General features: G+C 71.0%; 13 protein-coding genes. 8 read left to right on the top strand and 5 right to left on the bottom strand.

From position 1 onward, the window contains the following. The first annotated feature begins 286 nt into the window (after positions 1-286). Complete coding sequence (locus tag ABZ621_RS02645; protein ID WP_360599947.1) at positions 287-688, top strand: transglycosylase SLT domain-containing protein; 402 nt, start codon at positions 287-289, stop codon at positions 686-688. A gap of 97 nt (positions 689-785) precedes the next feature. On the opposite strand, the gene ABZ621_RS02640 is transcribed toward ABZ621_RS02645, so the two are convergent. Together ABZ621_RS02640 and ABZ621_RS02635 are read right to left on the bottom strand one after the other, a co-directional pair. Continuing rightward, positions 786-1244: a hypothetical protein gene (locus ABZ621_RS02640; RefSeq protein ID WP_360599945.1), complete on the bottom strand. Its 459-nt coding sequence runs from the start codon at positions 1242-1244 to the stop codon at positions 786-788. Between the two features lie 170 nt (positions 1245-1414). Beyond that, on the bottom strand, positions 1415-2593 hold the full coding sequence (locus tag ABZ621_RS02635) for a steroid 3-ketoacyl-CoA thiolase (protein ID WP_360599943.1): 1179 nt from the start codon (positions 2591-2593) through the stop codon (positions 1415-1417). Positions 2594-2908: 315 nt separating this feature from the next. On the opposite strand from ABZ621_RS02635, the gene ABZ621_RS02630 reads away from it, so the two are divergent. Genes ABZ621_RS02630 through ABZ621_RS02620 form a run of 3 tightly spaced genes read left to right on the top strand, consistent with a single transcriptional unit; the run spans position 2909 to position 5974 of the window. Beyond that, positions 2909-4165: a cytochrome P450 gene (locus ABZ621_RS02630; RefSeq protein WP_360599941.1), complete on the top strand. Its 1257-nt coding sequence runs from the start codon at positions 2909-2911 to the stop codon at positions 4163-4165. A 46-nt stretch (positions 4166-4211) separates the two neighbouring features. Next, complete coding sequence (locus ABZ621_RS02625; RefSeq protein ID WP_360599939.1) at positions 4212-5309, top strand: DUF2330 domain-containing protein; 1098 nt, start codon at positions 4212-4214, stop codon at positions 5307-5309. Then, entirely contained in the window at positions 5306-5974 is a 669-nt protein-coding gene (locus tag ABZ621_RS02620; protein ID WP_360599937.1) for an O-methyltransferase, read from the top strand. The genes ABZ621_RS02625 and ABZ621_RS02620 overlap by 4 nt, the downstream gene beginning before the upstream one ends. Here the strand turns inward: ABZ621_RS02620 and ABZ621_RS02615 are convergent. Both ABZ621_RS02615 and ABZ621_RS02610 read right to left on the bottom strand, forming a co-directional pair. Continuing rightward, a complete protein-coding gene (locus tag ABZ621_RS02615) occupies positions 5964-7142 on the bottom strand; it encodes a serpin family protein (protein WP_360599935.1) in 1179 nt (392 codons plus the stop codon). The genes ABZ621_RS02620 and ABZ621_RS02615 overlap by 11 nt on opposite strands. 132 nt (positions 7143-7274) lie before the next feature. After that, on the bottom strand, positions 7275-7481 hold the full coding sequence (locus ABZ621_RS02610; protein WP_360599933.1) for a hypothetical protein: 207 nt from the start codon (positions 7479-7481) through the stop codon (positions 7275-7277). A 364-nt stretch (positions 7482-7845) separates the two neighbouring features. Between ABZ621_RS02610 and ABZ621_RS02605 the strand changes: the two genes are divergently transcribed. The 3 genes from ABZ621_RS02605 to ABZ621_RS02595 are packed head-to-tail and all read left to right on the top strand — an operon-like array spanning position 7846 to position 9450. Next, positions 7846-8100 carry a hypothetical protein gene (locus ABZ621_RS02605; RefSeq protein ID WP_360599931.1) on the top strand — a complete coding sequence of 85 codons (255 nt, stop codon included), beginning with the start codon at positions 7846-7848 and terminating at the stop codon, positions 8098-8100. Then, a complete protein-coding gene (locus tag ABZ621_RS02600) occupies positions 8072-8587 on the top strand; it encodes a DUF6879 family protein (RefSeq protein WP_360599929.1) in 516 nt (171 codons plus the stop codon). Before ABZ621_RS02605 ends, ABZ621_RS02600 begins: the two co-directional genes overlap by 29 nt. Before the next feature lie 14 nt (positions 8588-8601). Continuing rightward, positions 8602-9450: a helix-turn-helix transcriptional regulator gene (locus tag ABZ621_RS02595; RefSeq protein ID WP_360599927.1), complete on the top strand. Its 849-nt coding sequence runs from the start codon at positions 8602-8604 to the stop codon at positions 9448-9450. An 83-nt stretch (positions 9451-9533) separates the two neighbouring features. Here ABZ621_RS02595 and ABZ621_RS02590 read toward each other — a convergent pair whose 3' ends face one another. Further along, on the bottom strand, positions 9534-10352 hold the full coding sequence (locus ABZ621_RS02590; protein ID WP_360599925.1) for a major capsid protein: 819 nt from the start codon (positions 10350-10352) through the stop codon (positions 9534-9536). Between the two features lie 13 nt (positions 10353-10365). Here ABZ621_RS02590 and ABZ621_RS02585 point away from each other — a divergent pair. Next, the coding region (locus tag ABZ621_RS02585; RefSeq protein WP_360599923.1) for a transposase at positions 10366-10729 on the top strand (364 nt) is incomplete at its 3' end.

Below are 10729 nucleotides of genomic sequence, written 5' to 3'. Positions count from 1 at the left end.
AAAACACCCGACCCACCGAGCGGGGTCCCGCCCGCCGGAGTCCGAACCTTCCTCGTACTGGGGGGCGTTGCGCCACCCCCCGGGGATTTGTTTCTGTAGTGGACGTCGCCAGGCAGCAGGTACTCGGCTCAGCGCAAGCGAAACGCTCAGCGAGAGCGAGTCACCGCGGCAGGCCGGTTCCCCCCAGTCCCCGGGTCCCCCGGGCTCTGGTTCCGGCATGCCTGAACCGGCCGGAAACGGCCGTGACGCCCGGCACAGCCACAGTCCCCGACGTTAGGTAGACGTTTTGTTCCGCTCGATCACCACTCGCGCCGCTGCCCGCAAGAAGTCCTTCGCCGCCACCGCAGCCGTGCTGCTCGGCGCCTCGGGTGCGGTGCTCGGCACGACGGGCACGGCCTCGGCCGCCAGCCCGCAGGAGCTCGCCCGCGACATCGTCCCCGCCTCGCAGTACGCCGCCTTCAGCAAGATCGTCTCGCACGAGTCCGGCTGGAACTTCAAGGCCACCAACTCCTCCTCCGGCGCCTACGGCCTGGTCCAGGCCCTGCCCGCCTCGAAGATGGCCTCGGCCGGCTCCGACTGGAAGACCAACCCGGCCACCCAGATCAAGTGGGGCCTGAACTACATGAACGAGCGCTACGGCTCCCCGAACGCCGCCTGGGCGTTCTGGCAGGCCAACGGCTGGTACTAAGAGTCACCACGCCGCCCCGCGCACCGCAAGGCCCCGCCCTCCTCTCGGAGGGGCGGGGCCTGCGGCGTTTCCGTTACTCCGGCCTCCACTCCGGCCGCTACTCCGGCCGCCCGGTGGCCGCCGGGCTCGCGCCGCCCTTGCCCGCCGCGGCCCCGGGCGCGTGCCCGAGGAGCACGACCCAGTCGCCACCGTGGCGGAACATCGACACGTGCGTGGCGAAGGGCCGGCCGTCCCGCCCCTTCCCGGTGACCCGCGCGCTCGCCAGGTCGTCGCCGAACTCGTGCGACACCTCGACGTCCGCGACCGTGATCCCCTTGCCCCCGTCGGCGGCGACGATCTCGCGCGCGTCGGCCTCGACCTCCACGTACCCCGACGGCCCCAGCCCGGCGAGCGCGGCCACGTCCCGGCCGTTCAGCGCCCGTACGTACGCGTCGACGGTCTGCCGTTCCGTACGCCCGTCGGGCCCGGCCTCCTGCGCGCACCCCGCCGTCAGCGCGCAGCCGGCCGCGGCCAGCGCCACTGCCACCACCGTCATCCGGACCCTGCGTGTCCTCATGCGTCCCCCTGGTGATCGGTTTCCCTGGGGGACGCGGGGATCCCGGTCCCGAGTTCCGCCTTCCGTGTTCCGGACATGGGCGCGGGGCCCCGTCCCTCCCACTCCGGAGGGACGGGGCCCCGCGGTTTCCCGGGCACCCCTGCCAGGTCTCATGAGGCCGCGCGGCCCCGCTACAGCCGCTGGATGATCGTTCCCGTGGCCTGCGCGCCGCCCGCGCACATGGTGATCAGCGCGAACTCCTTGTCGGACCGCTCCAGCTCGTGCAGCGCGGTGGTGACGAGGCGGGCGCCGGTCGCGCCGACCGGGTGGCCGAGGGCGATCGCGCCGCCGTTGACGTTGACCTTCTCCAGGCCGTCGAGGTCCTTCTCGAACTCCTGGGCCCAGCTGAGCACCACCGAGGCGAAGGCCTCGTTGATCTCGACCAGGTCGATGTCCCGGAGGGACATGCCGGCCTTGCCGAGGACCGCGCGGGTCGCGTCGATGGGCCCGTCGAGGTGGTAGTGGGGGTCGGCGCCGACGAGCGCCTGGGCGACGATCCGGGCGCGGGGCCGCAGCTTGAGCGCGCGGGCCATCCGCTTGGAGGCCCACATCACGGCGGAGGAGCCGTCGGAGATCTGGGAGGAGTTCCCGGCGGTGTGGATCGCGGTGGGCATGACCGGCTTGAGCCGGGCCAGGCCCTCCATGCTGGTGTCGCGCAGCCCCTCGTCGTGGTCGACGAGCCGCCACATGCCCTGGCCCGCGTGCTGTTCGGCTTCGGTGGTCGGGACCTGGACGGCGAAGGTCTCGCGCTTGAAGCGTTCCTCGGACCAGGCGACGGCGGCCCGCTCCTGGGAGATGACGCCGAGCGAGTCGACGCGCTCGCGGGTGAGGCCGCGGCGGCGGGCGATGCGCTCGGCGGCCTCGAACTGGTTGGGCAGGTCGACGTTCCACTCGTCGGGGAAGGGCTTGCCGGGCCCGTGCTTGGAGCCGGAGCCGAGCGGCACGCGGGACATGGCCTCGACCCCGCAGGAGATGCCGACGTCGATGACCCCGGCCGCGATCATGTTCGCGATCATGTGGCCGGCCTGCTGCGAGGAGCCGCACTGCGCGTCGACGGTCGTGGCGCCGGTCTCGTACGGCAAACCCATGGCGAGCCAGGCGGTGCGCGCGGGGTTCATGGACTGCTCGCCGGCGTGGGTGACGGTGCCGCCGACGATCTGCTCGACGCAGTCGGCGGGGATGCCGGTGCGGCCGAGGAGTTCGCGGTAGGTCTCGCCCAGGAGATAGGCGGGGTGGAGGTTGGCGAGCGCGCCTCCGCGCTTGCCGATGGGGGTGCGTACGGCTTCGACGATCACGGGTTCCGCGGCCATGGGCTCGTCCTCTCCTCGACCGGGCGGGGTGTCCCGGCACCCCGTCCAGTCGGCGTCACGGGAGAACTAGTACGCGTTCTAGTTCTGAGTGAAGTCTTATGACTGCTACCGCCGGTACGCAAGGGTCCGGAAGGGAGGAGTTCGGCGACGGGGGCGACCCCGAGGCCCCCGGAGAGGCGGGCGCGGTCCGCGCCCGGGGGCGCGTACGGGCGCACCCGGAGGCGTATTCCGTCCGCGCCTCTTGCCACTTGTAGAACTCGTTACTAACTTTCCGGGCAACTTCTGATGGTCCATCAGATATGGAGCGTGCTGCCGATGCCGACCTGCCCCCACCTCCCCGAAGGATTCGACGCCACCGACCCCGACCTGCTGCGCAGCCGCGTCCCGCTCCCCGAGTTCGCGGAGCTGCGGCGCACCGCACCGGTCTGGTGGTGCCCCCAGCCGCGCGGCATCACCGGCTTCGACGACGAGGGGTACTGGGCCGTCACCCGCCACGCGGACGTCAAGTACGTCTCCACGCACCCCGAGTTGTTCTCCTCCCAGGAGAACACCGCGGTGATCCGCTTCAACGAGCACATCGGACGCGAACAGATCGACGTCCAGAAGCTGATCATGCTCAACATGGACCCGCCCGAGCACACCCGGGTCCGCCAGATCGTCCAGCGCGGCTTCACCCCCCGCGCCATCCGCGGACTGGAGACCGCCCTGCGCACCCGCGCCCGCGCGATCGCCGAGGAGGCGCGGACCGCGGCCGCCGAAGACCCCGACGGCACCTTCGACTTCGTCACCAAGGTCGCCGTCGAGCTGCCGCTCCAGGCCATCGCCGAACTCATCGGCGTCCCCCAGGAGGACCGCTCCCGGATCTTCGACTGGTCCAACAAGATGGTCGCGTACGACGATCCCGAGTACGCCATCACCGAGGAGGTCGGCGTCGAGGCCGCCATGGAACTCATCGGGTACGCGATGAACATGGCCGTCGCGCGCAAGGAGTGCCCCGCCGCCGACATCGTCTCGCAGCTGGTCGCCGCCGAGGACCAAGGGAACCTCTCCTCCGACGAGTTCGGGTTCTTCGTACTGCTGCTCGCCGTCGCCGGGAACGAAACCACCCGCAACGCGATCAGCCACGGCATGCACGCCTTCCTCACCCACCCCGACCAGTGGGAGCTCTACAAGCGGGAGCGCCCCGCGACCACCGCCGAGGAGATCGTCCGCTGGGCCACCCCGGTCGTCTCCTTCCAGCGCACCGCCACCCAGGACACCGAACTCGGCGGGCAGAAGATCAAGAAGGGCGACCGGATCGGCCTCTTCTACTCCTCCGCCAACCACGACCCCGAGGTCTTCGAGGACCCGGAGGTCTTCGACATCACCCGCGACCCCAACCCCCACCTGGGCTTCGGCGGCGGCGGGCCCCACTTCTGCCTCGGCAAGTCCCTCGCCGTGAAGGAGATCGAGCTGATCTTCGCCGCGATCGCCGACGTCCTGCCCGACCTCACCCTCGCGGCGGAACCCCGCCGGCTGCGCGCCGCCTGGCTCAACGGAGTGAAGGAGCTGCGCGTCCGCACCACCCCCTGAGCAGCGGAACGGGAACCTGAATCCTCCCCCGCACGTCCGAGCGGGCATGCGGGGGACACACACCACCACCACGGCCAGAATCCTGACCACGCTGCTCGCGCTGCTCGCGCTCCAGCTCGGCTCGCTCGTCGCGCCCGCCTGGGCGTGCGGCTGCGGCGCGATGATCACGCGCCCGGAAGAGCGCATCGGCGTCGACCAGGAACAGTCCGCCGTCCACTGGGACGGCCGGACCGAGACCATCGTCATGCGCTTCCGCGTCCACGGCGACGCCAAGCAGGCCGCCTGGGTCATGCCGGTGCCGCACCGGGCCGACGTCACCCTCGGCGACCCCGGGCTCTTCGACGCGATCGAGGAGCTCGCCGCGCCCGAGGAGCGGGAACGTTCCTACTTCTGGCCCCGTGAGGACGACTGGCCCTTCGACTCCGGCCACGGCGACGGCGCCTCGGCCGGCGCGGCCCCCGGCGGCGGCGTCGGCGTCGTCGGCCGCGAGCGGCTCGGCCCCTTCGACGTGGCCCGGCTCACCGCCACCGACCCGGACGCCCTCGGCGACTGGCTCCACGCCAACGGCTTCGAGCTCCCCGACCGGCTCACCCCCGAACTCCGGCCCTACGTCGACCGGAAGTGGGAGTACGTCGCCATCCGCCTCGCCCCGGACCGCAAGGACGTGCCGCTGTACGGCGAGCTGACGCCGCTCCGCATCACCTTCGCCTCCCCCGAACTCGTCTACCCCATGCGGCTCTCCCGCCTCGCCGAGACCCGCCAGACGCTCGGCCTGTCGATCTTCGCCGCCCACCGCATGGAGCCCCGCTCGCCGATCGGCGGCGAGGCCCCCGAGGTCACCTTCTCCGGCCGGATCGACCGGCCCGAGGGCCCCGTCGCCGCCCTCTCCGGCGGCGCCCCCGTCCACCTCACCGTCCTCCGGCAGCGCTTCCCCGAGCCCTCCCGCATCGACGACGACCACGTCCTGCGGACGGTCGCCGACACGCCGTACCGCCAGGTGGTCTACCGGGACCGGCTGCTGACGTTCGCCGGGATCCCGGCCTGGATGCTGACGGCGGGCGCGGGCGCGGCGGTGATCGCCGGACTGACCGTGCTCCTGACCGCGCGGGCGAACCGCCGCCGCCGGGTACCGTCGACGGCATGACGAACCCTCAGTGGCAGGACGTCGACGCGTACGTCACCGACCTGCTGGTCCCCGCCGACGAGGCCCTGACCGCCGCGCTGGCCGACAGCGCGGCGGCCGGTCTCCCCGAGATCGCCGTCGCCCCCAACCAGGGCAAGTTCCTGAACCTCCTCGCCCGGGTCCAGGGCGCCCGCCGCATCCTGGAGATCGGCACGCTCGGCGGCTACAGCACCATCTGGCTGGCCCGCGCGCTGCCCGCCGACGGGCGCCTGATCAGCCTGGAGTACGACCCCCGGCACGCCGAGGTGGCCCGCGCCAACCTCGCCCGCGCCGGGCTCGCCGACCGCGTCGAGGTCCGCACGGGCGCGGCCCTGGACACCCTTCCCCTCCTGGAGAAGGAGGCCGCGGGCCCCTTCGACCTGGTCTTCGTCGACGCGGACAAGGCCAACAACCCGCACTACGTGGCCTGGGCCCTGAAGCTCTCCCGCCCCGGCACCCTGATCGTCGTCGACAACGTCGTCCGCGCCGGGCGCGTCGCCGTCCCGGACCCGTCGGACCCGGCGATCACCGGCACCCGCGCCATGTTCGAGCTCGTGGCGAACGAGCCGCGCCTCGACGCGACCGCCCTCCAGACGGTCGGCACGAAGGGCCACGACGGGCTCCTCATCGCCCGCGTCACGGCCTGACCGGAGATCCCCCGGCCCGCCATCCCACGAACAGCGGCAGCCGCCCGTCGGCGTCGAGGACGACCACCCCGAAGGGCCGGTCGAAGGCGATCCGCTCGACGGGCAGCGGCCGGGCCGCGCTCCGCGTCATCTCCACCTGGGTGACGGCCGCCGCCTCCACCCCCGTCTCGCCGACCTCGAGCACGGCCTCCTGGAGCGCCTTGGAGACGTACAGCGGCGCGGGCGAGAGCCCGGAGAAGTCGGCACCGGGCCGCGCCGGGGCCGTCACCCCCACCGACTCCAGCCAGGCCAGCGCGTCGATCCTGCCCCGCAGCGCGAACCGGGGCAGCGCCAGCTCGACGCCCCCGGCCCCCACGGGCCCCCGCCGCCCGTCCCGTACCGGCTCCCGTCCGCCGTCCCGTGCCGACTCCCGCACCGACCCCCGTACCGGCTCCGGCACGGCGTCCGCCCAGGCGAGCGGCACCACCGTGTCCGGCCCGGCGCCCACGGGGCCGAGCACGAACCGCACCCTCGGCGCCCGCTCCCCCGCGCACGGCAGCTCCACCACGACCCCGTGCCCGTCCCCGTGCCCGTCCCCGTCCCCGACCCGCCACGCCGACCAGGCGGGAACGCGCCGGTGCATGGTCGGCACCTCCGTCACGCTCCCGTCCGCCCCGGTGAACGGCGCGGGCCGGGTCCGGCTCGCGTCGAACGCCTCCCGCCACACCGCCCCCAGGGCCACCACGCCGACCAGGACCAGGTCGGCGCCCCCGTCCAGCGCGTCGGGCAGCCCGTCCATCCGCCCTCCGCTGACCTCGGCCACCCAGGCGTCCAGCTCCGCCCGCGCGTCCCCGCCCAGCTCCCCGAACCCGACGCCCGGCAGCCCGCTCCGGTACGCCGCGCGCACCGACACCCGGCTCCACACCGCGACCCCGGCGAAGACGCCCGAGGTCCGCGCGCACTCGGCCGCCACCCCGGCGACGGCGGGGCCCGCCTCCTCCCCGGCCACCCCGAGCACCGCCCGCAGCTCCTCGGCGGCCCGCCCCCGCGCCCCCGCCGCCACGGCGCCGAGCGCCACCCACAGCCCGGCCGGCGACCCGACGAAGTCCCGCGCCGCGTCCCCCGGCAGCAGCCACCCGGCCAACTCCCGTACCGCCCCCGCCCGCACGGCCGCGCCGTTCCCGGTCATATCCTGCCTTTCATGAGCATCGTGAAGATCAACGAATGGGTCAAGCCACTCACATAGAGCTTCACACCGTGAGTGCCGCCATGGTCGGCCAGCCTAGAAGCCGCCAGCCCCAGCCCTCGGCCCAGGCGTCCCTCACGCTCGCCGCACATGGTCGGGCGGGACCAGCCACTCCCGCCCGCCGCGCTCGGGCCAGAGGAACGCCATGGGGCGCTTCCGGCGCTCACTGGGCAGCTCGGCGGGGTCCTCGTAATCCCGGATCACGTCACGCAGGATGCCGACCCTTCCCGCGCCGTCCTCGACCCGCCGGCCGATGTCGTCCGGGCCGATCACCTCGGGCACTTCACGTGCTGGTAGACGGCCCTGTCGGGCTGGGACGGCTCGCGCAGCGTTCCCCGGCGACAGCGTTCGAGCGAGGCGATCGGGTTATTGCAGGCGGGACACACCTCTCCCGAAGGGGCGTAGGTCGTGTACTCCCACTGCCGTGCGTCCGTTTCGCGTTCCTGAGCCTTGCCGGGCATGTCGTCGTCCCCTCGGTGCGTTTGCGTCCTTGCCGAGGACGCTAGGAAGACACCAGACGGAAGCTCCATGAGCTTGCATGAGTTTGCATGTCAAATCGCCTGTCTCATTTACGCGTTGACGTTCAAAGTGCAGGTCGACATGGTTCATGCAAGCCCACGCAATCACCTGGACCAGGGAGTCAGCCATGGCCGTAGAGTTCGTAGGCATCGACCCGAACACCGACCGCGATCACTGCCCGACGGTGTGGGCGGACGCGGAAGCTCAGGAGATCTTGTTGCAAGGCTGGAAGCCGGACAGCGAGACTCAGGCCCGATGCGAGGCGAGCAGCCCCGCGAACGGGCCGGTTCCCGACAGTGAGGCGATCGTCAGGCTTCCGGCCCGCATGATTCCGATGATCCGGGAGGCGTGCGATGCCATCGAGCGTGCCCAGCTTCGCTGAGCTGTTGGGCCGGTGCGCGCGGTCCGCCGTGCACCTGGAGATGCGTGACTCGTACGCGTCCACCGACAGGTTCGAAGCGTGGAAGCGGGGCGAGCGCATCGATTGGGACGACCGCGCGTCCTGGTGGCACCCGTACGACCAGTTGATCACGGACACCGTGGCGCGAGGAGTGTCGATCCGTCGCGCCCGGATCGTCTCCGAGCCCGTGACGGAGTACATCCGGTGGGAGCACTACGTCACCCAGGCCAACGTCACGGCCGGCGAGGACGTCCGTTGGTTGCCGCGCCGCCGGGCCACGGACATCGCCCTCCCCGGCAATGACTTCTGGCTCTTCGACGGCGAACTCCTGCGCGTGCACCACTTCTCCGGCGACGGCGCAGTGGTCGAAGACGAAATCACGGACGACCCGGCGACGGTGAAACTCTGCGCATCGGCCTTCGAAGCCGTCTGGGACCGGGCCGTCCCGCACCACCTGTACGCGATCTGAGGACAGCCAGCTCCATGCCCCCACACCCCTCATCGAGCGTTCAGCAAGCCCGTGAAGCACTCGCGGGCCGACTGCGCGAGCTACGCAGGGATGCCGGAATCAGCGGGCGGGAGCTGGCCGTCAGGCTTCGCTGGTCGGACTCGAAGGTGTCGCGCATCGGCAACGCCAAGACACCTCCGTCCGACGCCGACATCCGGGCATGGTGCCAGGCGTGCGAAGCCGACGACCAGGCGCCGGACCTCATCGCAGCGAACAGACAATCCGCGGACGCCCACATCCAATGGAAACGCCTCCAGCGAGGCGGCCTACGGCACGTGCAGGAATCCACGGAGAGCCTGTACCGGCGCACCCACCTTTTCCGCGTCTACGTCTCCGACGTGATCCCCGGCTTCCTCCAGACACCCGGGTACGCGACCGCGCTCCTGTCGTCCATCGCGGACTTCCGGGGAACGCCGGACGACGTGACAGAGGCAGTCAAAGTCCGCATGAGACGGAATGCGGTACTGAACAACGCGGCGCACCGGTTCTCGTTCGTCCTGGAGGAATCGGTCCTGCGCTACCGGCTGTGCACCGTCGAGACGATGGCAGCGCAGCTCGGTCACCTCCTGGCGGTCATGGACCTCCAGAACGTGGCTGTGGGCATCGTCCCGTTCTCGTCGCAGCGGACTGTCTGGCCCATGCCGACCTTCACCATCTTCGACGACACGAGGGTGCACGCGGACACCCTGGATGCCGCGTCCACGCTGACGCAGCCAAGCCAAGTCGATCTGTATGCACGAGCCTTCGACCGACTGTCGCAAGGATCGGCACGGGGAGCTGCCGCACGCACCCTCGTGACATCCGCCCTGTCATCGCTCGGCTGACCGTCCGGCTTGCTGCGGAAACACCGAAAGGCCCCTGCGCCCTCTCCGGCGAGGGAGAGAGACACAGGGGCCGTATGGCGGCATCAGCCGTTCAGTACACCGGTGAGGCGTGCGGCTGCCTTACCACCGAAGAGCGCGATGCCACAGTAGAAGTCGATGCGGGTTCGGTAGACCGGCTTGTCGTGGGACTCGCCCAGGTCGGTGACCTGAACGCCACCGTTGGTGAGTCCGGAGACACCGGCGTCCGCCTCGGTAGCGCCGAAGCGAACGGCGTAGATGTCACCGGTCTCCGCACCACCGGTCCCGGTCGTCAGCGGCAGCACGTCCGTGCCGTCAAGGCGCTGGCCGGCGTCCAGCAGCGGGATGCCGTTCCACATGACCGTGGGCTTACCGGCTATGTCCACGGTCAGCAGTTCACTGCCACCGAGACGCCGGAAACCGGATGCGATCTTGGCGCGCAGCGCGGCGTTCATGTAGAACGCGCCGTTCGTGCCGTTGATGCCCCGCACCTGATTCGTCAGAGTGTCGAGCAGATCGAAGAAGTCATGACCGTGGGCAACGGCGCCCTTCCCTCCGGCGTCGATGACCTGGCGCCCGACCAGCCGCTTGTGAAGACCGTCGAACCCCTTCGGGTTGACCTCGACGTCGCCGTTGAAGAACTGGTCGGCGAAGTGAATCGAGGCGGCCTTGACCTTCATGTGGGTCTGAATCGCACGCTGATCGTTGAGGTTCCCTCGCGTCTGGACGATGAACTTGTCCACGTCGGCGTCACCTCCCAGGATGGCCAGCGTCTCGACGCGCTGGTTCAGCGTGCCGGTGCTCTCCGGGTATGCCTCGTTGATCGCACGGAAGGCCACGCCGGGAAGGCTGGACTCCTCGTTGTACTTGTAACTCCCGATCATGGAGGATGCATCGATGACCAGTGAGAACGTGCCCGAGGGCGAGTCCGTCGAGGCGGCTGAGCCGCAGCCGTCGAGGGTGGTGGATGACCGGCTGATCGATGAGCTAGTGTCCCGGGCCCAGGCCGAGGGTCTGCAGCTGACGGGTGAGGGCGGGTTGCTCCAGCAGCTGACGAAGCGGTTGCTGGAGTCCGCCCTGGAGGGTGAGATCACCGACCATCTCGGCTATGACAAGCACGACCCGGCGGGGAAGAACGGCGGCAACTCCCGCAACGGCACCCGGGCGAAGACCGTGCTGACGGACGTCGGGCCGGTGGAGATATCCGTGCCGCGTGACCGGGACGGCTCGTTCGAGCCGAGGATCGTCAAGAAGCGGCAGA

The organism is Streptomyces sp. NPDC007863, from assembly GCF_040633895.1.
In the GTDB taxonomy this organism is placed as follows: Bacteria; Actinomycetota; Actinomycetes; order Streptomycetales; family Streptomycetaceae; genus Streptomyces.
This window is presented reverse-complemented; position numbering and strand designations above follow the sequence as displayed.

Bases quoted from the DNA above. Each gene is read 5' to 3' on its own strand.
- ABZ621_RS02600 (WP_360599929.1), top strand. From the start codon at position 8,072: ATGCCATCGAGCGTGCCCAGCTTCGCTGAGCTGTTGGGCCGGTGCGCG.
- ABZ621_RS02595 (WP_360599927.1), top strand. From the start codon at position 8,602: ATGCCCCCACACCCCTCATCGAGCGTTCAGCAAGCCCGTGAAGCACTC.
- ABZ621_RS02640 (WP_360599945.1), bottom strand. From the start codon at position 1,244: ATGAGGACACGCAGGGTCCGGATGACGGTGGTGGCAGTGGCGCTGGCC.
- ABZ621_RS02635 (WP_360599943.1), bottom strand. From the start codon at position 2,593: ATGGCCGCGGAACCCGTGATCGTCGAAGCCGTACGCACCCCCATCGGC.
- ABZ621_RS02605 (WP_360599931.1), top strand. From the start codon at position 7,846: ATGGCCGTAGAGTTCGTAGGCATCGACCCGAACACCGACCGCGATCAC.
- ABZ621_RS02590 (WP_360599925.1), bottom strand. From the start codon at position 10,352: ATGATCGGGAGTTACAAGTACAACGAGGAGTCCAGCCTTCCCGGCGTG.
- ABZ621_RS02625 (WP_360599939.1), top strand. From the start codon at position 4,212: ATGCGGGGGACACACACCACCACCACGGCCAGAATCCTGACCACGCTG.
- ABZ621_RS02620 (WP_360599937.1), top strand. From the start codon at position 5,306: ATGACGAACCCTCAGTGGCAGGACGTCGACGCGTACGTCACCGACCTG.
- ABZ621_RS02615 (WP_360599935.1), bottom strand. From the start codon at position 7,142: ATGACCGGGAACGGCGCGGCCGTGCGGGCGGGGGCGGTACGGGAGTTG.
- ABZ621_RS02630 (WP_360599941.1), top strand. From the start codon at position 2,909: ATGCCGACCTGCCCCCACCTCCCCGAAGGATTCGACGCCACCGACCCC.